The organism is Streptococcus hyovaginalis DSM 12219, from assembly GCF_000420785.1.
Classification (GTDB): domain Bacteria; phylum Bacillota; class Bacilli; order Lactobacillales; family Streptococcaceae; genus Streptococcus; species Streptococcus hyovaginalis.
In genome coordinates, this window is sequence record NZ_ATVP01000014.1 from 1 (window position 1) to 26,993 (window position 26,993).

General features: G+C 41.5%; 18 protein-coding genes. 1 reads left to right on the forward strand and 17 read right to left on the reverse strand.

Annotated features, from left to right (window positions below; translation table 11 throughout):
* From G574_RS11135 to G574_RS0109060, 10 genes are all read right to left on the reverse strand, one after another.
* The coding region (locus G574_RS11135) for a beta-N-acetylglucosaminidase domain-containing protein (protein ID WP_051130563.1) at positions 1 to 6,824 on the reverse strand (6,824 nt) is incomplete at its 3' end.
* Positions 6,825 to 7,383: 559 nt separating this feature from the next.
* Positions 7,384 to 9,237, reverse strand: coding sequence for a proline--tRNA ligase (locus G574_RS0109020; protein ID WP_029691908.1), 1,854 nt, complete (start codon positions 9,235 to 9,237; stop codon positions 7,384 to 7,386).
* Between the two features lie 382 nt (positions 9,238 to 9,619).
* The gene (rseP, locus tag G574_RS0109025; protein ID WP_425423293.1) at positions 9,620 to 10,885 is read right to left on the reverse strand and encodes an RIP metalloprotease RseP; all 1,266 of its coding nucleotides are present in this window, start codon (positions 10,883 to 10,885) and stop codon (positions 9,620 to 9,622) included.
* Positions 10,886 to 10,903: 18 nt separating this feature from the next.
* Positions 10,904 to 11,698, reverse strand: a complete 795-nt coding sequence (locus G574_RS0109030) for a phosphatidate cytidylyltransferase (protein WP_029691910.1) — start codon at positions 11,696 to 11,698, stop codon at positions 10,904 to 10,906.
* Between the two features lie 17 nt (positions 11,699 to 11,715).
* Positions 11,716 to 12,465 carry an undecaprenyl pyrophosphate synthase gene (locus G574_RS0109035; RefSeq protein WP_029691911.1) on the reverse strand — a complete coding sequence of 250 codons (750 nt, stop codon included), beginning with the start codon at positions 12,463 to 12,465 and terminating at the stop codon, positions 11,716 to 11,718.
* A 446-nt stretch (positions 12,466 to 12,911) separates the two neighbouring features.
* Positions 12,912 to 13,253 carry a preprotein translocase subunit YajC gene (gene yajC / locus G574_RS0109040; protein ID WP_029691912.1) on the reverse strand — a complete coding sequence of 114 codons (342 nt, stop codon included), beginning with the start codon at positions 13,251 to 13,253 and terminating at the stop codon, positions 12,912 to 12,914.
* 98 nt (positions 13,254 to 13,351) lie between these two features.
* Entirely contained in the window at positions 13,352 to 13,687 is a 336-nt protein-coding gene (locus tag G574_RS0109045; RefSeq protein ID WP_029691913.1) for a DUF6568 family protein, read from the reverse strand.
* A gap of 256 nt (positions 13,688 to 13,943) precedes the next feature.
* Entirely contained in the window at positions 13,944 to 14,939 is a 996-nt protein-coding gene (gene galE, locus G574_RS0109050) for a UDP-glucose 4-epimerase GalE (protein ID WP_029691914.1), read from the reverse strand.
* A 14-nt stretch (positions 14,940 to 14,953) separates the two neighbouring features.
* On the reverse strand, positions 14,954 to 16,420 hold the full coding sequence (gene galT, locus G574_RS0109055) for a UDP-glucose--hexose-1-phosphate uridylyltransferase (protein ID WP_029691915.1): 1,467 nt from the start codon (positions 16,418 to 16,420) through the stop codon (positions 14,954 to 14,956).
* Between the two features lie 3 nt (positions 16,421 to 16,423).
* Positions 16,424 to 17,596, reverse strand: coding sequence for a galactokinase (locus tag G574_RS0109060; RefSeq protein ID WP_029691916.1), 1,173 nt, complete (start codon positions 17,594 to 17,596; stop codon positions 16,424 to 16,426).
* Between the two features lie 139 nt (positions 17,597 to 17,735).
* Between G574_RS0109060 and G574_RS0109065 the strand changes: the two genes are divergently transcribed.
* Positions 17,736 to 18,734, forward strand: a complete 999-nt coding sequence (locus G574_RS0109065; RefSeq protein ID WP_029691917.1) for a LacI family DNA-binding transcriptional regulator — start codon at positions 17,736 to 17,738, stop codon at positions 18,732 to 18,734.
* A 132-nt stretch (positions 18,735 to 18,866) separates the two neighbouring features.
* Here G574_RS0109065 and dexB read toward each other — a convergent pair whose 3' ends face one another.
* The 7 genes from dexB to G574_RS0109100 all read right to left on the reverse strand — a co-directional run bounded on the left by dexB (position 18,867) and on the right by G574_RS0109100 (position 26,868).
* Positions 18,867 to 20,477: a glucan 1,6-alpha-glucosidase DexB gene (gene dexB / locus G574_RS0109070; protein ID WP_029691918.1), complete on the reverse strand. Its 1,611-nt coding sequence runs from the start codon at positions 20,475 to 20,477 to the stop codon at positions 18,867 to 18,869.
* A 73-nt stretch (positions 20,478 to 20,550) separates the two neighbouring features.
* Positions 20,551 to 21,684, reverse strand: a complete 1,134-nt coding sequence (locus G574_RS0109075) for an ABC transporter ATP-binding protein (protein ID WP_029691919.1) — start codon at positions 21,682 to 21,684, stop codon at positions 20,551 to 20,553.
* Between the two features lie 146 nt (positions 21,685 to 21,830).
* A complete protein-coding gene (locus G574_RS0109080; protein ID WP_029691921.1) occupies positions 21,831 to 22,679 on the reverse strand; it encodes a helix-turn-helix domain-containing protein in 849 nt (282 codons plus the stop codon).
* An 89-nt stretch (positions 22,680 to 22,768) separates the two neighbouring features.
* Positions 22,769 to 23,596, reverse strand: coding sequence for an energy-coupling factor transporter transmembrane component T family protein (locus G574_RS0109085; protein ID WP_017769043.1), 828 nt, complete (start codon positions 23,594 to 23,596; stop codon positions 22,769 to 22,771).
* 1 nt (position 23,597) lies between these two features.
* On the reverse strand, positions 23,598 to 25,271 hold the full coding sequence (locus G574_RS0109090) for an ABC transporter ATP-binding protein (RefSeq protein ID WP_029691922.1): 1,674 nt from the start codon (positions 25,269 to 25,271) through the stop codon (positions 23,598 to 23,600).
* A 185-nt stretch (positions 25,272 to 25,456) separates the two neighbouring features.
* Positions 25,457 to 26,005 carry an ECF-type riboflavin transporter substrate-binding protein gene (locus G574_RS0109095; protein WP_029691923.1) on the reverse strand — a complete coding sequence of 183 codons (549 nt, stop codon included), beginning with the start codon at positions 26,003 to 26,005 and terminating at the stop codon, positions 25,457 to 25,459.
* A gap of 17 nt (positions 26,006 to 26,022) precedes the next feature.
* Entirely contained in the window at positions 26,023 to 26,868 is an 846-nt protein-coding gene (locus G574_RS0109100; protein WP_029691924.1) for an SAM hydrolase/SAM-dependent halogenase family protein, read from the reverse strand.
* Between the last annotated feature and the right edge of the window lie 125 nt (positions 26,869 to 26,993).

Below are 26,993 nucleotides of genomic sequence, written 5' to 3' on the forward strand. Positions count from 1 at the left end.
GTCACAGTTGTTTCCGGTTCATCAATTGGGGTGTCTGAGACTGGTTGTGAAGTAGGATCTTGATAGTCACTACCAGCAGTTAACTCTTGACCATTCGTGAAACCATCATTGTCATCATCAGCAGCAAGATCGAAGCTTGGGGCTGGTTCCGTATAAACAGGATCACCCTTATCCGTTACCGTTTCGTCTGGATCAACAACTAGATCCTGTTCATCTGGTTTTTCCGGAACATCCGTATCTCCGCTTTGATCATCTGTATCCGAATTCACCGGAACTTCAGTATCACCACCTTGGTCTCCAGTATCGTGAATGACAATCTGCTCCAACAATGCTTGATAGTTTTGTAAGAGCTGTTGGAGTACAGTCGTTGTTTGATTAATCAGGTCTTGCGTTACCTCTGGATTCTCTTTGATAAGTTCACGATTGGAAATAAAATGAGTAATTTGATCTTTTACTTCAACAGGAAGATAGGTAAAACGAGGATCCGATGTCATCAAATCATAACTATCTATGAGAGCATCTAGAGAGCTATAATCAATATCTGCTTCCTCTGCTTCTTTCTGATCTGATTGACGCAATGCTTCAATGCTTGCCAATAATTCTGAATTCAGACTATCATTAGCGATAAGTCGCGTGAAGCTGATTTCACGAGCTGAGGCAAATTGATTACGGAGTGAAGCGGATTCACCATCAGTAGCAGTCGGCTTAATGATAAGCATCTTAAGTGCTTTATCATTATCAAGAGGGAGTGTACGATCTGCACCAGCTTGCAATCCTGTTTGGATACCTTGGGCAATCAAGAAAGCATCCGCAGGATCATCTGTCAAACTACCATACACATCCATCACTTGAATAACACCATTTTTATTCCCCAAAGGACGTGCTAGGATACGAATACTATCAATCACTGAAGGTTGGTCTAAGGTCGCATAGATGGTCATGTCTTCCATCGGAACGCCATCCCAATTAGTGTGCCATTGAGTTTCAGGATTATCATCAAAGGCATTAGTGATCGGTTGGTTAGCCCGAAGGAGTTCTGACGCGTCATTGCGAGCAGTTATTTCACTTGCAGGAATACGCTCAGAGTTGAAGAGACTAGAAAGAGATTGCTCTAATAGAGATTGAACAGTATTTAGTTCTTCAAGATCCGAAGTAGAATTTTCCAATAGGCTATTAGCCTTAGTTAAAAGATAAGCTAACGCGTCTTTACTTTCTTGATTCAACTGATCATTTTTCAATTCTTGGGAAATATTACTGATCACTTCCTGAATAGAAGGAATGCCTTTTCCAGCAATATCGACAAGAGACAAGGTACCACCTGTCCAGTTGAGACTCAGATCCGTAACATTTTGTTGCGTATTGTAAAGATTTAAACCATCTCTGATCTGACCAAGATCAAGTGAACTACCATCTTCTAGAATAGCTGTGAGCGTAGCTTGGACACCCTCATCTATTCTTGTAATCAGCACTACTTGGTTGATTGGGCCAGTTAATTGTGGATCTTGAGATAGATGGTATAAGATTTGACCATCGCTTGATGCACTACTGTAGGCTGTTTCTAAATTAGCATCGATGGCATTTCCTAAATCCGCCGTTTCCTCACCAGTCTCTTCGATCAAACCTTCTGTTTCAACAATTGCTCCCTTAACATGATTGCTGAATAAAGCATTCAATTGGTTTTCATAGCTTGCCAAAAGACTTGACAAGAATGGTGTGATGACTTCCACACCGAATTCAGCTTCCCGTATTTCATTGCCAGCTTGGAAGTAAACGAAGTTATGCTGCAACGATTTTGCATAGGCATCCTTAGCAATAGTATACGCCTTATAAATTTGAGCAATTGCATCTGCATCCGAGCGACCAAATGGAGTGCTTGCTGTTTGATTTTTGCTATCTAGATTAATGGCATTTTCAACTAATGGAACCAAGGCAGTCATCTTGTCAACTGCATCCAGCAAGAATGGACGCATTTGATCTACCAAAGCAGAGTTACCATCTGTCAAATAAAGCTCAGCCGCCTCTTTGATGTCACGGAAATAACGAGCTAATTGATTGACTTCTTCAGCAGTCAGACTACCATCTGTCAAACCCTCTTGGAAATCTGCAATTGGTTTTTTGAGATAGACAGATTCAGCGTAGACATCCGCTTGTCCACCGTTAAAGGCTAGATTGGAAGCCAAAAGATCCAAAGCTTCTGAGGTAGTACTTGGGCTATAGTCGCCATGGTCTACAAAGGCAAATTGTGCTGGACGTTGCGATTCAACATGGGCCTCATCATCCCAAATATTCCAAGTATATTCTGCCGCATTAAAGAGGGCTACCTTGGAAGGTTCAGATTCCATCATTGGGTTTAGCATGATGCCCGCAACTTTCGCTGGATCTAGACCTGGTTTAAGATAATATTCGGCACCACCCATGATGAGCGTGTTTCGAGACTGGTCATTTACTGGCCAGTTAATCCACATATGAATTGGTTTGTACTGATTGCCATTTTCATCTGTAAAGTTATCAAGAACCTGATTAGAAACCTCTCCAAAGACTTTACCACCTGTCAAGGTTAAGTCCACGGTATCAGGTAAATTACGATTCAAGATACGTAAAGTATAGTTCGCTCCACTAGCTGCTGCATAGGTGTAACCTGGTGCGACAAAAATCATATCCACTTTTAAATCTGGATAGGTGGCTTGACGCTCTTTAAGGAAATTCGTTAAATCTGTCATAAGACGAACATAGTCATTTGGATCGCCAACATTATCAATATCATCTGCTAAAACTCCAAACTGACGCACACCATGTGCCATTAGTTGGTCAAATTTATCTTTGATGATTTGTAAATCCCCTTGATAAGCTGTTCCAAAAGTTAAGCGTTGAGATTGGAACGGATGAATGGTCCAAACAAAGCGGTTCTTGGTTTCATTACCAATACGAGCCATTTCCTCAATGGCTTCTAGCTCATGCTCTGGATAAAGTTGTCGCCATTGACTATCATGATAAGGATCATCTTTTGGTGCAAAATAATAGGCATTCATCTTGATTTCGCCACCAAATTTCATCAGTGCAATCCGATCTTCGACTGACCACGGTTCTCCATAGTACCCTTCAATGAAGCCACGATTCTTGACATCTGCATAATCTTCGATAAGAATACTTCTTAAAAGAGGAAGATCGCTGTCAGATAACATATCTTCCAAACTTTGAAGACCATAAAAGACACCATCACTTGTAGCACCTAGAATACTAATCGAACTAGGAGCAATAGATAGGGAGTATGCATCATAATGGTTGCTCTCAAAGAGTTCCGGATTGGCCTCCTGACCTGTTATAGCTTGACTGCGTTCAAGAACACCAAGTAGAATCGGGAGAAGAGTAGATTCAGGATCAAAGACATCTGTTAGAGTGTAAGAAATCTGATGTTCTTGTAATACTTTCTTAGCCAGATTGATGGTATAGACATCCACACCTTGACCAATAATCAGCTGTACGCCACCAGTCAAATCTGCCACTCCTTCTCTATAAGTGATCGATTGAGGACTTGGATAGATAGTAAAGACCTTATCTAAATAAGTCGGATCCGATAGAGCTGATGTCACATCATCTTGAGAGATATTTCTTTGTGAAGTATAAGTATCCGCAAGAAGCAGAGTACCTTTATAGGCAAGATCAGAATAAACATAACCATCATTAGGTAGTTGTTCTGGATCAACCTGTTCAAAAACCAATTCCTCCTCAGTTTTTTCTTGGTCTGAAATAGGTTCAAGAACTGGTCCAGGAACGAGGGCTTGATTGATTTTTAAGACAACAAAAGAATGTTTTGAGAGGGTAAAAGTACTGTCTTTATCGCTGAGATAACTAGTCCTCTTAATTTGAACGGCGTTAGGATTCTCTAAGGTGTTTTCACCAGCGATGTCATCGGCTGTTAGCTCCTGAACATCGATTAATTTACCATCCAAGTTAATCCCACGAATATTGAGATCTAGCACATAATCCATGTCACGGGCTACATTAACTGCAGCAATATAAACATTTCCCTCCTCATCTTTGCTGACCAAAACATTAACAGGATTGACACCATTTTCGAGTTTTTCAATTCCTTCGACTTGAGCGTTAATAATGTCATTTCCAAGCATGTCATTATACATTTCAATAACTAAAGCCGATGGGGTCAAGAAGAAATCAAACTCCCCTTCCCCTGTCAAAGTACTCGAACCATCGATTGGGACCGCTTGAATAACTGCTTGTTGAGTGGGACCAAGTGAATCCGCACCTGAACTGTACCAGTCAACTAGAGTGTGACGTTGAATATAAGGGCTACCTAAAGTGACATAAGACATCATCACTTTAGCAGTGTAAAGTGCACCTGTTAGCGAGCGAACCTGAGGTTCTGTATTTCTAAAGATACCGAACTCGCTAATAACAGGAACTTTTCCCTCCGGCAGCATGTTGACATAATCTTGCACATGCTGGATACCAACATCTTCTGCTTTCTTCATAGCATTATCATAGAAGACTGCTGTATTTGAACCACCCGAAACGGTGCCTGAATAAGGGTGAATGGTCATCCCATCATAAAGATCTTCAGTATCTCTACTACGCATTAAATCAATAAAACCAGAAGATTCAAAGCTAGTATAAACATTAGCCTCTCGGTTTTCTCCTTCAGCCTCATCAATAGCTTTCATGGTATCTTTTAGAGATTGTGAAATAGCATTAAAACCATCTTTTTCAACAGAATAAGAGACTGTAATTTGTTGATTTCGTCCAGGAATTTGGCCATGAACACCATCTCCAAAGTGAATAAAACCAGTGCTGTAATCAATCACATAGTGCTTATCAGTCGCCCTAGAATTATCAAAATTGCTTACCTCACTCCAATCATCCATGCCGTTAACAAAGACTTGGACACTACCTGAATTTACTGCTACAAAATCTGGATCGTCTACAATGTTTCCTGATGTGTCTAACATTTTGGGGTTAACATTGGCATACCGCATGTAAAAGACTTGATTAGCTGTGCCATCGCTATAGGAGGCTGTTCGGTTCCAGTCCTCTTCTTTAACAGCATATTGACGGTTGAGAACTGCTGTTCCACCATCGATATAGGCTTCTACTGGTGTTTTTCCTGGTACAAATTGTACCCAATATTGTTGCGACCATTGGCCATCACCTGTAGCACCACCTTGTTGCATCTCATTTCCGATCTCAAAGAAGCGCACATTGATTGGATCTGGATGTCCATCTTGGGCACGAACTGCAGCCCAGTCAATACCGCCATTGATATTAGTACCCACTTCAGCATTAAAATATTCCATTAAATCTGCCACATCCTGGGCATTTCCGCGGGCTAAACTATAGACATACACAATTTCAGAGTCAGCCTGATCCGCAAAACTAATCAATTCTGGCAACCCAAAATTAGCTGCAATTCCTCCTTGACCAGGATTGTTATAGAAACCATGAATTTGATCTTTTCGACCCTCTACTGGACCGATAGCAGTTTTCCAATTGAAAAGATTGGAAATGGTTCCCCCTGGATAACGGAATGACCCAAAATCGACTTGATCAAAAAGAGTTTTAAAATCATCACGAATTTGCCCTGTCTCAGGATCAAAAGAACCATAACCATTAAAAGCATAGCGATGATTAATACCGAAAATACTTGACGAATCAATTGTGCGAAGAACATCTTCCGAATCAATAGTAACAGGCTTTGGCACCAAATTTTGATATGCTCGATAAGCCTCTTTGAGATTTGTAACTGCTATTTTTAAGCTCTCCAAATCCTTGGCTTGTTTCCGTGCTTGATCAAATGCAGCGGTTAGCACTTGACCTTCCTGAGTACTACCATTAAAACCCAGGCTAGAAATAAGCTGTGATACCTCAGCAACTAGAGGTTCTAATTGGTCACGTGTAACGATAGCCATTGCCTTTTCAGAATAAAGCAAAGAAACTTCATCATCTGTCAAGACGCGTTCAAAAATTTGAAGATCATCAATCTGGCCGCGGAATGGATGAGGGTCTTGCGAACCTGGATTTTTATGAGCACCAATAATCAATCCAGTTGTCTCATTGACAACGTTATTTCCTAAATCAACCTGACTATCAAATTCACCATTAAGGTAAAATTTCCCTATTTTATTTTCTTGATCAATCACCAGGGCTATATTTTCCCACTGATCATTGGAAGCTTGGCCTTGACTAACCCCATCTTTACCGTTGATAAATGTACCATACGAACCGTCTGGCTTACGATAGAGAATCGTCCTACCACTACCATCTTGCTGAAGAATGATGGCTTTTTTGCCTGGACTATTTTCTGGAACACTGGTATCGTATTTATTCCATAAGAAATAAGTTGTGTCCTTATCTCCAGTGTTAATGTAATCATCTAGCTTCAAGGCGTTATCTGTACCTTGTCCTAATTCAAGAGATTGATCAAAAATATCGTCACTCCCTTCAATAGCAGCAGCATTACCCTGTAGTTGTCCCTGCGTGCCTGTTGTTGACTGGGCCTGTCCTTCATCAAATGTAAAAATATCTTTCGCTTCTTCTTGAAGAGCTTTCAACTCTTCATTAACCATAGGTTCCTCTGTCACTACTTCTTCTGAAGGAGCTTCTACGGCTCCACTCGGCTGTGGTTCCCCTTCCCCGCCAACATCTGGGAAGAGTACAGAGTTCATATAATCATCCCATTCATCAGCTTGAACCAATTGAGAAGGGAGGGAGCCTGCAAGAACAAAAGCTATCGCAACAGAACCTACCCCTAAACTTGTTTTACGAACAGCATAACGTAAATTTTTGTGACATAATTCTTTGATACTTTTCATACTATCACCTATCATATTACCATTTCAAATACCTATTTTAGGGACTGCAATATCCAAAATAATCATTTAAAAATAACCTACGATTGGGACACCATACGGCATATTATCCTTTTTAGAGGCTAGCGTATTGGTGAGACTTCAAAAGTATGGTAACTAGAACTAAAAAACCTCCTTTTTAATTTTATTTTTTGCACAGAAAAATAGAGTTCAATCCAAGGACACTCCAAGACTGACACCCTTTTTTTCTTTTCTTACCTCGTCCCTTAACTAAGGTAAGCGCTTTCTTATATAAATATAACACTTTTCCCTAAAAAGTCAACATGTATTAACTTTATATATAAAGTTTAAACAATTACAAACGCTTATGCTTTTTATTCTATGCCTAAAATATATCAAAACAACATGTCTCTCACACTCCTATCTTTAATCAGTTAATTCTTTCCCGCTTCATCTCTTATTGAAAATTGTTGGAATAAATAAAAGACATAAGTTTCAAAACAGATACTCATGTCTCATGAATTATTATGTTATTGACTGTTCAATTTCACTTTGGATTGACTTATTCTTTCGTCAAAATTTCCAAGGTTTCAATCAAGTTATCCTGATGAACTTCGATACTGTCACCAGTTGCTTTGATTTTAACTTCAACAATACCGTCAGCTGCTTTTTTACCGACGGTGACACGGATTGGTAAGCCGATAAGGTCACTGTCTGAGAATTTAGAGCCGACACGTTCGTTACGATCGTCTGTTAAGACCTCATAGCCTTTGGACATCAATCTTTGCTCAACAGCTTGCGTGAGGTCTTGCGCCGCCTGATCTTTGGTGTTAACAGTAATCAGATGCACATCAAACGGTGCCAACTCTTTAGGGAAGTTAATGCCCCAAGCAAAGCGGTAATCGCCTTTTGGTGTTTTGTTGACAAAGAGTCGAGCGTGTTGTTCAATAACGGCTGATAAGATACGGCTCACACCAATACCATAACAACCCATAACGATTGGTATCGCACGACCATTCTCATCAAGGATATTAGCCCCCATACTATCTGAATAGCGTGTTCCCAATTTGAAGATGTGACCAATTTCGATACCGCGAGCGAATTGAAGAGTCCCTTGACCATCAGGCGATACTTCACCTTCTTTAACTTCACGAATATCGACATATTCTGCTTTGAAGTCACGCTCTGCATTAACACCAGTTAGGTGGAAGCCATCTTGGTTGGCACCAGTAACCACATTAGCCGTATTTTGGACCTTGCGGTCAGCAATAATACGTACATTTTCTGGTAGATTAACAGGGCCTAGTGAACCGAAGCTAGCACCAAAGACTGGACGAACCTCTTCTTCACTAGCTACTTCAAGGAAATCCGCGCCAAGATAATTTTTCAATTTCACATCATTGACTTGGTCATTGCCAACAAGGAGTGCAACAACTAGCTGACCATCGGCATTGAAAACAAGTGTCTTAAGCGTATCTTCTTCAGAAATATCCAGAAAAGCTGCAACATCATCAATCGTTTTACAATTTGGTGTTTCCACCTGTACCAAGGACTCTTGTGACACCACCTTGGTTGTCGGTTTAAATTCATTGGTTGCCATTTCGAGATTAGCAGCATAACCTGATTCCGTCGAGTAAGCAATCGTATCTTCCCCTGATACTAACCATGAGGAGAGTTCTTTTTTGATATCCTCCAAGACATTCTCAGGAATATCAGCTAAAGACGGAATAGACTTGTCTAAAATAACCCAACGCTCAAGGTCTGTCCGGTCAGGTGTAACAGCCATGAACTCTTGTGAGTCCTTGCCACCCATTGCACCACCGTCACCGATGATACCTTTAAAATCAAGACCAGAGCGGGTAAAGATAGCTTCATAAGCCTTACGATAATCTTCGTAAGTAACATCCAAATCCTCATAATCCTTGTGGAAACTGTAACCGTCTTTCATGATGAACTCACGCGTACGAAGCAGACCATTACGAGGACGTTTTTCATCACGGTATTTCGATTGGATTTGGTAAAGGTTAAGCGGCAATTGCTTGTAAGATTTCACCGAGTCACGTACCAAATAAGTCAAGGTTTCTTCATGAGTGGGACCCAAGATAAAATCAGATTTGTCGCGATTTTGTAGCTTGTAGAGGTCATCACCATAAGTGTCGTAACGACCTGATTCACGCCAAAGATCAGCTGTTAAAAGAGCCGGCGCCAACATTTCCACCGCACCAATTTTGTCAAATTCTTGACGCATGATGGTTTTAAATTTTTCAATCACACGATTGGCAAGTGGCAAGTAAGCGTAGATACCAGCAGATACCTGACGAACATAACCCGCTCGAACCATAAGAGCATGACTGATAACTTGAGCATCGCTAGGCATTTCGCGAAGCGTTGGAATAAGCATATTAGATTGTTTCATAAAAGTAAACTACAAAGCCCTTAACATGCACGATCAAAAGAGAAACAGCTTTTCTTTTAGATCTAGCAGCAGGGCGTGTTCCTTTATCCGTAAAGAGAACACTTTCCTTTCTGGTTTAGTTTAAAAAAGATAGAAAAAGTCTGAGAGTATTGATCAGAGATTTAGCTGGATCCCTAGTAGCAATGAATCATCTCAATATCAAGATTTTACGCAAATTTAATGACTTACCACGGATTTCTCATTGGTAGAAGAATCTCAGCTACCACCACAAAAAGCGGCAGTTTTGGGAAGGTCTCTCTTTGATAAGAGACAACATAGCTAATAAGTCATGAGAATTTGTTTGTCAGATAATAGGGATCGAGATTATATCATCTATCAAAATTTAGAAAAAAGCACGCATAATATCGTTCCAGGTCACTGCAATCATAAGAATTAACATGATGCCCACACCTGCCAAGGTGATATAAGTCTCAACCTCTTGACTAAGTGGCTTACGGCGAATAGCTTCGATGATATTAATGAAAATCTTACCACCATCAAGTGCTGGAATAGGAACAAGGTTAAAGATCCCCAAGTTAATAGACAACATAGCCATAAGATACAAAATATCTACCAGACCGCTTTTAGCAGCTTGGTTAGACATTTGATACATCGCTACTGGACCGCCCAATTTGTTCAGGCTAAAATTTGTAATCAGGTTTTTTAGGGCCCTAATAATCACGGTAGCTCCCTGCCAGGACTCTCTAATGCCGCCAACAACCTTGTCTATAAACCCAGTTTTTAAACCAGGCATAACACCGATAATAAAGCTCCCGTTGGAACTTTTTGGCGTCACAGATAGTATCTTTTCTTGACCATCTTGCGCCTTAACGAGTACATCAATACTCTGCCCTTTTTTGAGGTTTTGCGTTGTTTTATCGACGGCAACGGTCAAATCTTCCCGATTGCTGACTTGGCTGGAGCCGATTTGTAGAATGCGGTCACCATCCTTGACACCAGCCACCTGCATGGCACCTCCATCGGTAACACGCACTTGATTGGTTTCTGGATCAGGGGTACCACCTTGAACAAACATCAGGAGGATAAAGACTAAGGTCCCTAGAATAAAGTTATTCATAGGTCCCGCAAAGTTTGTTATCATCCGCCCCCAAACTGTTGCATTCTGGTATTGGACATCTAGGGGCGCAATGCGTACCTCTGTCCCGTCCTCTTCCACGATGGTAGCATCATGATGGACAGGATAAGTCTTTGTCTCTTCCAGGACAAGACCCGTAATGGTCAAGCGATCTTCCAAATCATAAGCTGTTACATTCATCGGTAGGCTGGTCTGATCGACTTGTCTTTGTGACAGATTAATCCGCGTAACAACTCCTTCCTTATTGAGTGTCAAACTTGCAGGCGTCCCTGTCTTAATCTCTGTCTTATCATCACCCCAGCCTGCCATTCGCACATATCCACCTAGAGGTAAAATACGAATCGTATAGGCAGTGCCATCTTTCCCTGTATGAGCAAAAATTTTTGGCCCCATACCAACGGCGAATTCTCTGACTAAAATGCCTGATTTTTTGGCGAAATAGAAATGCCCAAACTCATGAACAACTACCAAGACACCAAAGATCAGAATAAATACTAATAATCCCTGCATCATTTTTCCTCTCTGTTTTTGTTAAAATAGGCCAAAAAGGTGCATGATCGGAAAAACGAAAATCATGCTATCAAAACGGTCTAAAATACCACCATGACCAGGAATCAATTTCCCAGAATCCTTGACAGAAAAGCGGCGTTTAATAGCACTTTCTACCAGGTCACCGAACTGGGCAAAAACGCTAAAGATAGCTACCAGCCCTAACATCACTATAAAATGATGTGGTGCGTAAACGTCTTTATCAAATAGCATAAACACAAGTGACACTAGTACAGCCGACAAAATCCCTCCGAGACTACCCTCGATCGTTTTATTAGGCGATACTTTCGGCAATAATTTTCGCTGGCCAAAACGACGTCCAATCAAATAAGCACCTGTATCTGTTGCCCAAACAATGAAAAGCGCTAGGAAAACTTTATCCAAACCGGCAATCCGTGCATTGACTAAGCTTTGGAAACCAATACCAACATAAAGACTGGATAAAATAGGGTAAGCTACATCATCGAAAGCATACTGATCGCTCGAAATGACTGTTCCTGCTAATAAAAGAAACATCATCAACCCGAAAACAGTAAAACTGCCGTCTACAGGTAAAAATGTAAAATAATTTTGCAAAGGAACAACCAACGAAAAGGCTGCTAACATTGCTAAGACACCCTCAAAAGAAAACATTTCCAAACGTCGCATACGAAGCAATTCCGAAACGGCAACCATAGCCAATATGCCAATAAAAATCTGGAAGGGCAGGTCCCCAATCAATAAGAAGGGAACAAAGATCGCCAAAGCAATCGCTCCCCAAATGACGCGTTGTTTCATTAAAAATCCTTTCTAGGTTACAAGCCACCAAAGCGGCGATGGCGGCGATTATAGTCTGATATGGCTTCTTTTAGAGCTTGCTGATCAAAATCTGGCCAAAGTGTATCTGTGAAATAAAGCTCACTATAAGCTGATTGCCAAGGTAAAAAATTGCTGAGACGTAACTCCCCACTCGTACGAATCACCAGATCAGGATCACGATAGAGGTAAGGGAGGTGACTGGTCATGAGATGTCCTGAAATCAAATCCTCTGTGATATCTCCCGGATTTAAACGTGCATCTAGAACATCCTGAGCTAGTTCTCTCATCGTATCGACCAGCTCTGCACGTCCGCCATAGTTCAAAGCAAAATTGAGAACCAGACCAGAATTATGTTTGGTTTGTTCTAGAGCTTTTTCGAGAGCTTTCTGCGTTTCCTGAGGGAGACGAGACTGATCCCCAATCATTTGAATTCTGACCTTATTTTTGTCCAATTCCGGGACGTACTTGTCAAAAAATTCTACTGGAAGATTCATGATAAAGTTGACTTCGTCATCAGGACGTGACCAGTTTTCTGTTGAAAAGGCGTAAACCGTTAGAACTTTCACCCCAAGATCCGAAGCGGCAATCGTCACTTTTTGTAAAGCATCCATACCAGCCTTGTGCCCCATGATACGTGGCTGCAGACGCTTTTTGGCCCAACGCCCATTTCCATCCATGATGATCCCGATATGATTTGGAATCTTATCAAAAATAAGCTCTTTCCTTTTACGTTTCAATCCAAACATGTTTTTTCCTTTATCACAGTATAATCATACCTATTTTACCACAAGTATAGAGGAATTCACCACGGTTTATACCTCTAACAAACAATCTTTTCTGCCTTCTAACAAAGAAAAGGCGCGAGAAAGAACCCCACTCATCAATAAAATATCACTTGTCCTCCGAATCAACTCCAAAGATGCCTCAGCCATTGGAGACTGAAATCTAGAAGGAACAGAGTTTGTTTTAATTCGTATAAATCCAGATCAGAATAGAAATCACAAGGCTATGTTATCCCTGACTTTTCACAGTCCCCCATACTTTGAGATAAATTCTAGGTAACTTTATTCCCAAGATAATACCGAAGTCAAGCCCTGTTTCTCCTTATTTAGTTAGTAAAAAAATTTACTAAACTTGTTTAATTAGAATTTTTGCTAATCCAACAATATAAGACTGGACATAATGTCCAGTCTTAACTAGGTTCGACGGCAGAATCCTCTGAAATGTTGGTCGTAATAGCAGACTCATCAACTAAACCAACCTCACCTGGGATATCACCAACTTTTGTCACAACACGTTTGATTGCGGATAATTCAAAAGTCAAGTAAACACCATCCACATCCAAAACAATTTTTTGTTCAGCTTGATTAACCTCATCGACCAAGCCATAAAGGCCACCGATGGTAACCACTTCATCACCTTTAGTAAGAGCATTCATTTGATTTTGGCGCTCTTGTGCCGCTTTTTTTTGCTGACGGGTTGTAAAATACATCATCCCTGCCATAACAACAACCATAATTAGTAATGTTGGCATTAGTTCCTCCTCCAAAGATATGTTACTTATCATTATAGTAAAAAAAGAGCCAACAAACAAGGTTAGCTCTGCTATTTCCTTAAAATCCGCCTAAAGTCTTAGCCAATAAAATCTAGAATGGCTTCTTCAGAAAGTGATGAGTCACAGACCACACAGACCTGACCCTTTTCAGCTACCAAAAGACCTGGGACGGTTTTGATAACGTACTTATCACGAAAGGCTTGAATAGCTTCTATTTGTGAAAAATCTTCTGAATGAAGGTAGTCGACAGAAAGATGATTTGCCTTGGAGACATTTGTCAATTTGGGTTCAAAGCGTTGGCAATAGCGGCAGGTTGGACGACCAACAAAAAGAATGACTTTTTCTCGATTCTGGATGGCATCTTCAGCCGCTACAGCTGAGATAAGGTTAAAAGCTGATGCAAACTCTGACATAAGAAATCCTCACTTTTGTTCATTTCTTCTTATTTTACACTTTAAAAAGAAGAGATTCAATCATCTGAAATAAGTCCGGGTAGCGTCTAAACAACTTCTTCTCCAACTTGTGGGATTGATTGACTGTTTGTATCTATCCTAATCGTATTGTCCTTTGATAAGAACCAATCATCCCATCCTCTCTAGCCAAAAGGGCTGGCTTAATGGTCAACCCCGACCTATGGGATTCTTTTTGACCCCACTATGAAAACGTCAATTAGTCATCATAACCATGAGGGTGACTTGAATGCCATGCCCAAGCAGTTTCGATGATTTTCTCGATATTATCAAATTGTGGTTTCCAGCCGAGAATATCACGCGCCTTACTTGATTCTGCGATAAGACTGTCCGGATCGCCAGGACGCCGCTCAGCCATCTCAAGTGGGATTTCCTTGCCTGTCACACGACGGGCTGCTTCAACGATTTCAAGGTTTGAGAAACCTGTGGAAGAACCCAGGTTAAAGGCTGTTGATTCATTGCCTTCGCGGAGGTATTTAACCGCTAAAAGGTGGGCATCAGCCAAGTCAAAGGGATGCACATAGTCACGGACATTGGTACCGTCTTTGGTATCATAATCTGAACCAAAGATAGCAATTTTATCACGTTGACCAAGAGCCACTTGAAGAACAATCGGCAAGAGATGGGTCTCTGGACGATGATCCTCTCCGATAGAACCATCTGGCTTGTCACCCGCAACATTGAAGTAGCGAAGCGGTACAAACTTAATCCCATAAGCCTGATCAGCCCATTTCATGATAGTTTCCATCATAAGCTTACTTTCGCCGTAAGGATTGATGGGCTTTTGTGGGGTCGTTTCTTTAATGGGCAACTCTTCTGGAATACCGTAGGTAGCAGCTGTCGATGAAAAGACGATTTTCTTAACCCCTGCTTCATTCATGACTTCTAGAAGCTTAACCATACCGACCGTATTATTGTCAAAATATTTCAAAGGATCTGCCATGGATTCTGCTACCAAAGAGTAGGCTGCAAAGTGAATAATGGCATCGACGTCAGGATTTTCCTTAAAAACTTGACGCATAAATCCTTGATCTGCCAAATCGCCTTCATAAAACTTAGCTTTTGGATGCACCGCCGCACGGTGTCCTGTTACCAAATTATCAACAACAACTACCGTCTCATCTGTTGTCTCCACCAAACGGTCAACCATGTGTGAGCCGATATAACCTGCTCCACCTAATACTAAAATTCCCATCTTCTCCTAACTTTCTAGGCTTCTGCCAATCCAATACTTTCCACAAAGCGCATAAAATCAACTTGATTTTTATAAACTCCTGCATCTTCCAAAACGCGAGCAAAGGTTTGTCCCACTGCTTGACGAACAAAATCCTGTACATTGTTTTGACTGATTTCAGGATGAGCTAAGCGAATCTGTTCAGCCCAATCTTTGTGATAATCTGCCATTTCATTGTACTGGTTGAGAAGGTATTTTTCAACTTCTAGGAGTTCTTTTTTGAGTCTTGGTGGCAAAATGGCTAAGCCCATGACTTCAATCAAGCCAATATTTTCTTTTTTAATGTGTTGCACATCCGCATGTGGATGATAAACGCCGTCAGGGTGCTCTTGTGACGTGTGATTATCTCGCAAAACCAAGTCCAATTGGTATCGACCCGCCTTTTTGCGAGCAATGGGCGTAACGGTATGATGTGGCGTGTCCCCTGTATAAGCCATAATATCGGCATCGACATCACTATAGTCACGCCATGCCAAGCGAATGGCTTCTGCTAAATTTACCAACTCATCCTTGTCATCAGCCGTCAAACGCAAAACAGACATAGGCCAGTTTACAATACCAGCTTCAATCCCTTCAAATCCCTTAAACCTAAAACTCTTGATGATATCCGCCTTTTCCATGGGAAAAACATGGCGACCTGCTTGATAGTGATTATGGGTCAAAATAGAACCGCCAACAATAGGTAAATCCGCATTGGAACCGACAAAATAGCCTGGCAAGAGATCGACAATAGCTAGGAGTTGCTCAAAAGTTTTCTGGCTAATAACCATAGGCACATGCTCGGTATTTAAGACGATACTGTGCTCATTAAAGTAGGCATACGGAGAATACTGAAAGCCCCATGTTTCATCACCTAAGGGGAGACGAATGATGCGGTGATTGGCACGCGCAGGATGGTCAACTCGTCCTTGATAGCCCTCATTTTCCATACAAAGCTGACACTTGGGATAGCTAGAGGCTACCATGCTTTTAGCTGCTGCGATGGCTTTAGGATCCTTCTCAGGTTTTGATAGGTTAATGGTGATTTCTAACTCTCCATATGGAGAGGCTGTTGTAAAAGCGACATTTTTAGCAATAGCTGCCAGTTTAATGTAGTCATTTTTTTGAGAAAGGGCATAAAAATCCGCAATAGCTTCTTCTGGTGAGCTCTGATAAATTTCCCAAAAGTCTCTGTTGATCTTGCTAGGAAGAGGGGTGATGAGATTCATCAACTCTGCCCCTAAACAGTCTCTTTCTTCAAATAGGGCACCTACTTTGCCATTTGCCACTGCCAAATCTACCAACTCTTCTTTCAACTCAATCAAGGTCTCTGACTGGGTCTCTGGATTGCCACTAGCCTCACCGATAAGGGCTAGGACACGATTAAAGAGGTAAGTCCGATCCATTTCAGTATAAGCACTGCTTGCAATAACCTTGGCGATAAATTGATCAATCAGTTTCATAACTTATTTTCTCTCTAGGACATGTGAACCGCCCGCAATTTCAGCAATATAGAAATCTGGGTCATAACCAACAACTTCTCGATAAGTTTTTCCGACAGTTTCTTTAAAGGTGTCCACCTTGTCTTTGGCAACAATAGCGATACCGCAACCACCAAAACCTGCCCCAGTCATGCGAGCCCCCAAGACACCTTCTTGTTCCCAGGCAAGGTGGGCTAAAGTATCCAATTCTAGCCCTGTAACTTCATAGTCGTGCTCAAGAGACACATGAGAAGCATTAAGTAAGCGTCCGAAAGTTTCCAAATCTCCTGATACAAGGGCTTCTTTAGCACGAAAGGTTCTTTGATTTTCCAAAACAGCATGGCGGGCACGTTTGAGCCGTTTCTCGTCTTTGATAAGGTAAGCATACTGATCAAATGTGTCTGCATCTAATTCTCCCAGAGTATTAATACTTAGTCCTTCGTTTAGTTCTTCTACTGCTTTTTCACATTCCGAACGGCGCTCATTATACTTAGAATCCGCCAGTTCACGGCGTTTATTGGTATTCATAATGACTATGACATGGTCTCCCAAATCAAGGGGAACCAATTCGTAGTCAAGCGTATTGGTATCCAAGTAAATGGCTTGTTTGTCCGCTCCCATACCAATGGCAAACTGGTCCATGATACCTGAATTAACCCCAATGAAGTCATTTTCCGTTTGTTTACCAATTTTGACTAAATCGAGACGATCTAGTTTAAGATTAAAGAGTTCTTCAAGGACAATTCCTGTCAAAAGTTCTAAGGAAGCTGATGATGATAAGCCAGCACCATTTGGAATATTTCCGTTGACATAGAGATCAAAGCCAGTATCAATCGTGTGACCGGCTTCTTGTAAGAACTTGATCACGCCCTTAGGATAGTTGGCCCAAGCATCTGCTGGATCAAAGGTTAGATGATCCAAACTGACGTCAATAATGCCTAAATCATCAAAATTGGCTGAGTAAAAACGCAAAGTCTTGTCATCGCGCTTTCGAGCTGCGCCGTAAGTTCCCAGGGTAATAGCAGCTGGAAAAACGTGACCACCATTATAGTCGGTGTGCTCACCAATCAGATTGATCCGACCTGGTGAAAAGAAAGTGGCATCTGCTTGACTTCCAAAAACAGCCACAAAAGCTTGCTTTAAATCTTGTGATTCCATGTAAAAGTCTCCTTTTTTGATTTCTTGATTTTATTGTAATGCTCCATTTTATTAACTGCAATAGTTTTACTAAATTTTTACTAATATAAAATTGGGATTTTGGTACAATAAGAGTAACGAATTGACTGGGGAGGTTACAATGGCGACACTTAAAGATATAGCAACACTAGCAAAGGTTTCTCAAGCAACCGTATCTCGCGTCCTGAATCAAGATCCCAATCTTTCTGTTACAGAAGAAACACGCCATCGTATTTTAACAATTGCGGATGACTTAGGTTACCAAAAACATCTCAAAGTCCTTAATTCACCAAAAGTACGGCAAAAAATTGCCATTATCCAATGGTACACCGAACAAGAAGAGTTGGACGACCTCTATTACCATGCCATTCGACTAGGCATCGAAGAACGTGCTCAGGAATTACAGTACGATATTATCCGATTCTTTAACCGTTTGCCCGATCAACTTCCTAAAGAAAGTATTGGTTTAATCGCCATCGGTAAATTCAGTCAAAAGCAAATCCAGGCATTGAGTCAGGTCCATTCTAATCTGGTTTTTGTTGATAGCGATACCCTGACAGCCGGCTTTCATTGTGTCACAACTGATTTTGACAAGTCGGTTATTGCGGTTATCGATTATTTTCTGAGTAAGGGATTGACAAAAATCGGCATGATCGCTGGCGAAGAAACAACTAGCGACGGCTTGGAACAGCTCATCGATCCACGGTTTCGGACCTTCCGAAATTATACCAATGAGTTGGGGATCTATAACGCTAATCATCTCTTCATCGGTCCCTTTTCTAGTGATTCTGGCTATCAGCTCATGCAAACGGCTATTCAGAGCTTAGGAAAAAACTTACCTAAAGCATTCTTTATTGCCAATGATACCTTAGCTGTTGGCGCACTCCGAGCCTTACAAGAAGCTGGTATCCAAGTGCCTCATCAGGTCCAAATCATTTGCTTTAATGATACTCCGATTACAAAACAAGTATTTCCCCGCTTATCTAGTATCACTGTGTTTACTAGCGAAATGGGACGAACCGCCCTTGATGTGCTTAATCGACAAGCCATCAATCCAAGACCAGTAGCGACGCTGACGCGACTAGGAACACGACTAACCTTGAGAGAAAGCAGCCTCTAAAAACATATTTACTCTCTGCTCAATAAGCTAACTTTCTGAAATCACTATCAGGAAGTTTTTTCTTAGAGAAGAAATCATAAGCTCCTAACTAACCTAAAAAAACCAAGCTCTCACGAACTTGGTTTTTTTAGGTTAGTTAGTCCTCACACAAAAGGCATCCCACGGTTTCAAGGTTTGCTTAGTAACAACCTCATCAAGATCAGTATTAGCTACGATGGTTTCTTTGATGGGGCAGGTCAACTTGAGAGCTTGTTCTTGGTCTGACAGGTTGACCACCACCAAGTAAGTTTCCTCATCCGTATAACGCTTATAGGCAAAAACTTTTTCTTCAGTATCAATGAGTTCAAAATCGGCATCTACTAGCCACTGAGCTTCCTTTCGCAGTTTTACTAAGGCTTGATAAGTATAGAAAATAGAGTTTTTATCTTCTAAGGCAGCTGCGACATTGATGCTCTCATAGTTAGGATTGACTGGCAACCAGGTTTTGGCTGCACTTGAGAAGCCTGCTTGATTTTCCGCCGACCATTGCATGGGAGTCCTGGCATTATCTCGTCCAATGACACGAATGCTATCCATAATATTAGCGATATTTTCCCCATTTTCCAATGCTTCCGCGGCGTAATTGAGTGACTCAATGTCTTCCACCTGCTCCAAATGTTCAAAAGGATAATTGGTCATACCGATTTCTTCACCCTGATAAATATAGGGTGTACCACGCATAAGATGGAGTAAAATGGCTAAGGCTTTAGCTGATTTCTCACGGTAAGCACCAGTATCTCCCCAAATAGAGAGGACGCGTGGCAGATCATGGTTATTCCAAAAAAGGGAATTCCAACCCTGACCTAACTCCAATTGGGTTTGCCACTTGTTAAAGATGCACTTGAGAGCAGGCACGTCTAAACCGTCAGCGTAGTCCCATTTTGGTCGATCTGGCTTATGCTGCAGGCCAATATGCTCAAACTGAAAGACCATGGACAGTTCCTGATTGTCAGGATTAGAATACTGCTTAGCTATCTCAGGTGTCGCCCCCCAAGTTTCCCCAACTGTTAACAAATCATGTTTGCCAAAGCTAGCTCGGTTCATTTCTTTGAGATAATCATGGAGTTTTGGACCATTCTCGCGAATTTTCTGATCAGGTATTTTTCCCAAGAGATCAATGACATCCATACGAAAACCGCCGATACCTTTGTCAATCCAGAAATTCATCATGTCGTAAATTTTTTGACGAAGGGCTTCATTTTCCCAATTAAGATCAGGTTGTTTTTTACCAAAAAGATGCAAGTAATATTGCCCCACTTTGTCATCATATTCCCAGGCAGAACCTGAAAAAGTCGATACTAAATCATTGGGCTCATCTCGCCAGATATAATAATCCCTCTCAGGGCTGTCTGCGTTTTCGCGCGCCTCAATAAACCAGGCATGTTCATCAGACGTATGATTGACCACTAAATCCATAATGATCTTAATCCCTCGCTGGTTGGCTTGAGAGAGAAGCTCCTCCATATCAGTCATATCCCCGAAAATATCCGCGATAGCTTGGTAATCCGAAATGTCGTAACCATTGTCATCCATAGGGCTCTGGTAAACAGGAGACAACCAAATGGCTGTAATACCTAGTTTCTCTAAGTAATCGAGTTTTGAAATGATGCCTTGAAGATCTCCGACACCATCTCCATCAGCATCCATAAATGATTTAGGGTAAATTTGATAAATTGTAGCGGTGTGCCACCAGTGTTTTTGCATACGCTTTCCTTTCTCTTTACAGCAAAATCCCCAATGCTATCATCGAGGATTCTGTTTTCTTAGGGGTTAATCATTAGCGAATAGCTTGTTCGGTATCCTTATCAAAGAAGTGTCCTTTAGCAACATTAAAGGTCAAGACAATACTTTCACCTGGATTATGGAAATCACGCGCATCTACACGAGAAGCGAACTCTGTGTTGCCGTGTTTGACGTAGAGCATGGTCTCCGCACCAAGTAATTCTGAAACAAGGACTTGTGCTGTCACATTGGCATTTGGATAAGTATCGTGAACGATTTGTTTACTGGAAATATCCTCAGGGCGAATACCAAAGGTGACTTCTTTTCCAAGATAACCCTTGTCTTTCAAAATTTTAGCTTGACCTTGTGGGAGGGCAATATCGAGACCGTCAGCGTTGGTCAAGCGATCTTCATGCACCGTCACATCAAAGAAGTTCATGGCTGGACTTCCGATGAAGCCTGCAACAAATTTATTAGCTGGTAGATTGTAGAGCTCTTGCGGCGTTCCTACTTGCTCAATCTTACCAATCGTTCCATTTCCTTGAGGGTTTTTAGTGGCGCTCATAATGACGATACGATCCGCAAGTGTCATGGCTTCGGTCTGGTCATGTGTAACGTAGATGGTTGTAGAGCCGATACGTTGGTGAATCTTGGCAATTTCGGCACGCATAGACACACGAAGCTTAGCGTCCAAGTTTGATAAAGGTTCATCCATCAAGAAGACCTTAGCATCACGGACAATAGCACGTCCCATAGCAACACGTTGGCGTTGACCACCAGACAAGTCAGCTGGCTTACGCTCCAAAAACTCTGTCAAGCCGAGGATTTGCGCTGCTTCTTTGACACGCGTATCAATCTCTGCTTTTTGATATTTACGTAATTTAAGACCAAAAGCCATGTTGTCATAGACGGTCATATGGGGATAAAGGGCATAGTTTTGGAAAACCATGGCAATATCACGATCTTTAGGGGATTTATCATTAACCACTTCCCCATCGATCTTGAATTCGCCTTCTGAAATATCCTCGAGACCTGCAATCATACGAAGGGTAGTGGATTTTCCACAGCCTGAAGGACCGACAAAGACGATAAATTCCTTATCCTTGATGTCCAAGTTGAAATCTTCAACTGCGTAATGATCAGTGTTAGGGTATTTTTTATAGATGTGATTTAAGTTTAATTCAACCATTTTCTCTCCTTTGGCAAATCCTAAACAAAGCGCTTAGGTCATCATTTGATGTTTCTAGTATAGCAAAGATAACGTTTTCATAAAACTGACAAGGTGACCAAAGTTTTCTGTGCAGTCTGCCCAAATCAAAAAACTGAGCCATGAACTCAGTCTTGTAAGATTATTAAATAAGCTAGAGCAAGGTCATCTAAGACTTTCAGATTGAGACCTGTAGCCTGATAAAACTTGTCCAAACGGTACTGGAGGGAATTGCGATGGATAAATAGACGCTGGGCCGTCTGTACCAGATTGCCCTGCTCCTGCCACAAAACAGTGATCAAATCCCTGCTGTCCTTGACAGGAAGGATAGTTTCTAATAACTGTTCTCTTAAAGCCCCAGCTGACTCACTCGTCTCACCCGTCATAGCCCTTAGCATCAAACGGGCAAAAGAGATGACTGGTTCTTCTTGCTCCAAAGCATGGTATTGCTGGCAGAGGCCATACTCCAAACGCCAATAAGTCGCCAGATCACGCTCCGTCAACGCAGACCAAGCTTTGCCGACATAAAAACTTAAGGCCAAGCCAAAATCACTTTCCAGCGTTACCAATAACTGACTTAAGCTTGTCTCGACAGAGTTCCCCAAATCTGGACTTAAAAGCAAGAGAGTCTGCTGCTTACCCAAGCTAGCAAGGGTAAGCAGATTGGGAAAGAGGTCCTTGAAGAAGTTCAGTAATTCGGAAGGCATGCTTCTTTGATGACCAATCAGAATCATTTGTCCCTCAGATAGAGAGAGGGGTAAGGCAGAATCTCCCTGAAAAAAAGATAGCCACGTATTATCGGTGACCTCCCTTAGATGGGCCTCTGAAAAGTGGGATAATAAAAACCTCTCCCTATCTGTCAAGCTTGCTTTAGGAATATGGATATAGGCATGGTCTTCTGGTAAGACAAGAAAGTCAGCCCCGGCCACCGCCTCTGTGGATACAAGGGCATCTGGAAAAAGATCTCTCAGCTTCATAACATTCCTCCCGAGTAAAGCATCACTAGGATTATAGCACAGTTTTGAAAGCCATACATCTTCTCAAATCGCCTTCAAGAATAAATGCCCTAAAACGGATTATAGAAACGGCCATCGTTTACCCAAAAGAGACTGATGGCAATGCCTACAATGACAATACTCAGGAGGACAATACCGCTATCCTGAGCTGTCCAAGGCCTAGCTTGGTACCAGGTTCGTTTCTTGTAACGTCCAAATCGGCGTAACTCCATGGCGGTTGAAATAGTTTCGATGCGCTCTAACGATGAAAAAATCAGCGGAGTGATGATTTGAATATTGCCTTTTATACGACTCATTAAAGGCGCCTTCTTAGATAACTCCAGTCCCCGTGCTTCTTGAGCTTTTCGGATAATGCCAAAATCTTCCTGCAAATCCGGTATATAGCGCAATGTCAAACTGACTGCATAGGCAAAACGATAAGGCAGCCCTAGCTGATTAAGACTTGAAGCAAACTGACTAGGATGAGTAGTCAATAGGAAAATAATTGCCAAAGGCAAGGTAGACACATACTTGATCCCAACGTTAAACAAGTAAAAAAGCTCTTCCAGAGTCAGATCATAGGCACCAGGACCATCGATTAGAATCGTCTTTGAACCATACAAATCATTGCCATATTGGGGAGCAAAGAGATAAATCATGACAATATTGAGCAGTGCAAAAATCCCGACAAATACAAAAGCAAAAGAAATATCGCGCCACTTGATGCCTGCCTGATAAAACAGTAAAAGGGAAAACAAGCCGACCACTATCAAAAATCTCGTGTCATAACTGGTCATAACTGCAACGGAAACTAGAATAAAGAAGAGCAGTTTGCTGGTTCCAGAAAGCCGGTATAAAAAGCCACGGCCAGGTTGGTAACCTAACAAGCGATTCGCCATATCAGATCCCCCTTTCTAAAGCTTGATAATAAGCTGTAACACCTTCTGGATCTTGACCAATCTTGACAGCTAATGCATATAAAGAAGTGGTCTTCAAATGTGCCTTATGCACTAGCTCTGGATCTGACAAGACTACTTCAGGCGCCGCATCAGCTATGATTGAACGATCAGAAACAACCAAACAGCGATCAGCATAATCCAACATCAGCTGCATATCGTGTGTAATCATCACAATGGTATGTCCAGCATCACTGAGTTCTTTCAGAAATGTCATAATTTCCTGATAAGTTCTGAAATCTTGCCCTGCTGTTGGTTCATCTAAAATAATCACTTCTGGATTTAACACCAAAACAGATGCAATCGTCACCCGTTTTTTCTGACCAAAAGAAAGGGCAGAAATAGGCCAATGGCGATATGGGTATAAGCCACAGACTCTCAAAACATGCTCAACACGGCTCTGAATAGTCTCATCATCATGACCTCGCAAGCGTAAACCAAGAGCAACCTCATCCCAAATCATGGTCTGACTAATCATTTGATTCGGGTTCTGTAACACATAGCCAATACGTTCTGATCGTTCTTTGATCGTGTCATCCGCTATCGAATGCCCTTTAAAAAGCAAATCCCCCTTCATCGGTAAAAAACCACAAAGAGCCTTGGCTAAAGTTGATTTTCCAGCACCATTTCGACCAACGATGGCAAGAAGTTCTCCTTTGGTTAGGGTAAAGGACAGGCACTGCAAAACCGGATTATCAACCTGATAGCCAACTGTCAGGTGATTAACCTCTAGCAAGGTTGACTTTTGCTTCTCATACGATTTCTCTTGAGAAAAGGATGGGAGCTCAAGTGGCGATAATGGCAATTGAGACAAGGGACTAAGACGTTCCAGCTGTTCCAAATCAACCCCGAGATTTTTTAAAACACTAAGATAAAGGGGTTCTCTAATACCATGTTGGTTTAAAAGGGAACTCTCTAACAATTCGTCTGGTTTGCCATTATAAACAATACGACCGTCAGCCATCAAGACAATCCGATCAATGTTAATTTCCAGAACATCCTCCAAGCGATGCTCGATAATAATAGTGGTTCCCCCAACCTCATGGTGCATCTCATCAATCAAGTGCATGGTTTCTTGACCAGATTTCGGATCCAGATTAGCTAACGGCTCATCAAAAAGTAAGATAGGACTTTCATCAATTAAGACACCCGCCAGACTAACCCGTTGCTTTTGACCACCTGACAAATCCTGTGGTCTATGATCAAGAAGCTCAGATAACTCCAGTCGCTCAGACCAACGATTCACCCGATCTTGCATCTCACTTAGAGCCACCCCATCATTTTCCAGAGCAAAGGCCACATCTTCAGCAACGCTAAGACCAATAAATTGACCATCTGGATCTTGCAAAACAGTAGACACCAAAAAAGATCGGTCATAGATGGACAATTTTTCAGCCTCTTGACCAGCGATTGTTAAGCTACCCGACATTGTCCCAGGGTAGGTTCCTGGAATAATCCCATTCAAACATTGCCCCAGGGTCGATTTTCCACTACCTGATGGACCTAAAATTAAAACTTTCTCACCTTGTTCAATGGTCAGATTAATCCCTTTCAAAGTGGGCTCAGTCTGAGCATCATAAGTAAAGGAAAAGTCTTTGAAACAAATCTTATTTGTCATCTTCTTCACTCTTTAAAGCAAATAAAGGAGTGCACCGAACCCTTAGTATCCGGACATCACTCCACTCAATACTCTTTGATAAGCAAACGACTATTCTTGATTTCGCCCTAGCCTGCATCGATATGACCTGTAGCTCGTCATTTTGTCGTGTTTGATCGATTTCGAGTATAACCTCTATTTGACGTTTAATCTTTACGTAAACTTCCTTTTTTCGTACGGGTTTTAGCGTATAAAGCTAGCAATAAACTGCCACCAATACCAACTGTTAAAATATTAACCGTCGCTGATAAAAGACCCTGCGCATACACTTTATTCGATGGTTCACTATAGATAATAACATCTGCATAAGGTGCTATCAAGCCCCAGCCTAAAACATTGATGACCACTTGTGTTACATTAAAAATAACATAATCTTTAGCAGTTACATAACCCTTATTGATATCAATTTTGCGGCTAATTAATCCAATAACAAGACCAACAAGACCTGACACCAAAACCCAAGTCCACCAAGGAGACCCGGATTGAAGAGCATCCTTAAGCGCGTGACCGATAAATCCTGAGAAGAAACCAACTGTTGGACCATAAATCACAGAAAACAAAGCCAAAACAGCATACTGTAACTGGATACTGGTGTTAGGGATGGCTGTTGGAATATTAACTAGAATCCCAATGATCACAAAGAGAGCTGCGCCGATACCTGTAGCAACGACAGTTTTAATAGAATTGTTTTTCATAAACTTTCTAACATCCTTTATTTGATTTTCTTAATAGCAATACGCCAACTTGACCCGACACCAACATTATAAGCTTTAGCGAAAGATCCCTGATTGATGGCTAAACCAACACGATAGAGTGAATTGATGTATAAAATTGGCTGCCCCAATCCCACATCAGCAAAAGACTTACCATAAGTAACCTGGTTTTGATAAATCAATAAATCATGGTGGGAAATGGTCACTTCAAAACGATCGCCAAATTCTGGTGACAGCGTCTGGAAATCTTCTCGGCTAATAGAGGTCCATAAGGAACCAAAGCGCACATCCAAAATATCAATAGCTCCCGAAACCTTAGTTTCAGTGACCTGTGTCTCTACTTCAGGAACTTCCACAATATTTTCCACAGAAAGCTCTGGTCCTACTTCCTCAAAAGAAATACGCCCTGAAGCCAATTTTGCTCCTGTATAAGCATAAACGTCTCGACCATGGAAAGTATAAGAATGCTCCGTATTTTTGCGACGGTTAGCTACTTCTGAAATTTCCCTAACAGCCTTGATCCCAACGTGGCGCTTGATGTAAGACAAGGTCCCATTATCAGGCGTTACAATATATTGATTACCTTCTGTCAAAGCAACAACACTCTTGCGCGATGAGCCAACACCTGGGTCAACAACAGAGACAAAAGTCGTACCTTCTGGCCAATATTCAATAGTCTGAAAGAGCCGATAGCTAGCCTCAAACGTATTATAAGGTGTGATATCATGAGTTAAATGATGAACACCGAGACCTGGATCTTCTTGAAGAGCAACCCCAATCATGGCAGACACCGCACCATCAACCAAACCAAAATCTGACTGTAAAACCAAGAGTTTATTCGACATAATTTCCCCTTCAAGTGACTTCATTAAGTCACTGATTTTATATTGGACTTGTTCAGAAACGACTACTCTTTCTAGAACCCCTTATGTGGCTAGCATACCATAACATCAAACTATTATAGAACCAA

What these genes read in the sequence shown, in the direction of transcription:
- G574_RS0109020 (WP_029691908.1), bottom strand. Translation starts at nt 9,237, where the DNA reads ATGAAACAATCTAATATGCTTATTCCAACGCTTCGCGAAATGCCTAGC.
- rseP (WP_425423293.1), bottom strand. Translation starts at nt 10,885, where the DNA reads ATGATGCAGGGATTATTAGTATTTATTCTGATCTTTGGTGTCTTGGTA.
- G574_RS0109030 (WP_029691910.1), bottom strand. Translation starts at nt 11,698, where the DNA reads ATGAAACAACGCGTCATTTGGGGAGCGATTGCTTTGGCGATCTTTGTT.
- G574_RS0109035 (WP_029691911.1), bottom strand. Translation starts at nt 12,465, where the DNA reads ATGTTTGGATTGAAACGTAAAAGGAAAGAGCTTATTTTTGATAAGATT.
- yajC (WP_029691912.1), bottom strand. Translation starts at nt 13,253, where the DNA reads ATGCCAACATTACTAATTATGGTTGTTGTTATGGCAGGGATGATGTAT.
- G574_RS0109045 (WP_029691913.1), bottom strand. Translation starts at nt 13,687, where the DNA reads ATGTCAGAGTTTGCATCAGCTTTTAACCTTATCTCAGCTGTAGCGGCT.
- galE (WP_029691914.1), bottom strand. Translation starts at nt 14,939, where the DNA reads ATGGGAATTTTAGTATTAGGTGGAGCAGGTTATATCGGCTCACACATG.
- galT (WP_029691915.1), bottom strand. Translation starts at nt 16,420, where the DNA reads ATGAAACTGATTGATCAATTTATCGCCAAGGTTATTGCAAGCAGTGCT.
- G574_RS0109060 (WP_029691916.1), bottom strand. Translation starts at nt 17,596, where the DNA reads ATGGAATCACAAGATTTAAAGCAAGCTTTTGTGGCTGTTTTTGGAAGT.
- G574_RS0109065 (WP_029691917.1), top strand. Translation starts at nt 17,736, where the DNA reads ATGGCGACACTTAAAGATATAGCAACACTAGCAAAGGTTTCTCAAGCA.
- dexB (WP_029691918.1), bottom strand. Translation starts at nt 20,477, where the DNA reads ATGCAAAAACACTGGTGGCACACCGCTACAATTTATCAAATTTACCCT.
- G574_RS0109075 (WP_029691919.1), bottom strand. Translation starts at nt 21,684, where the DNA reads ATGGTTGAATTAAACTTAAATCACATCTATAAAAAATACCCTAACACT.
- G574_RS0109080 (WP_029691921.1), bottom strand. Translation starts at nt 22,679, where the DNA reads ATGAAGCTGAGAGATCTTTTTCCAGATGCCCTTGTATCCACAGAGGCG.
- G574_RS0109085 (WP_017769043.1), bottom strand. Translation starts at nt 23,596, where the DNA reads ATGGCGAATCGCTTGTTAGGTTACCAACCTGGCCGTGGCTTTTTATAC.
- G574_RS0109090 (WP_029691922.1), bottom strand. Translation starts at nt 25,271, where the DNA reads ATGACAAATAAGATTTGTTTCAAAGACTTTTCCTTTACTTATGATGCT.
- G574_RS0109095 (WP_029691923.1), bottom strand. Translation starts at nt 26,005, where the DNA reads ATGAAAAACAATTCTATTAAAACTGTCGTTGCTACAGGTATCGGCGCA.
- G574_RS0109100 (WP_029691924.1), bottom strand. Translation starts at nt 26,868, where the DNA reads ATGTCGAATAAACTCTTGGTTTTACAGTCAGATTTTGGTTTGGTTGAT.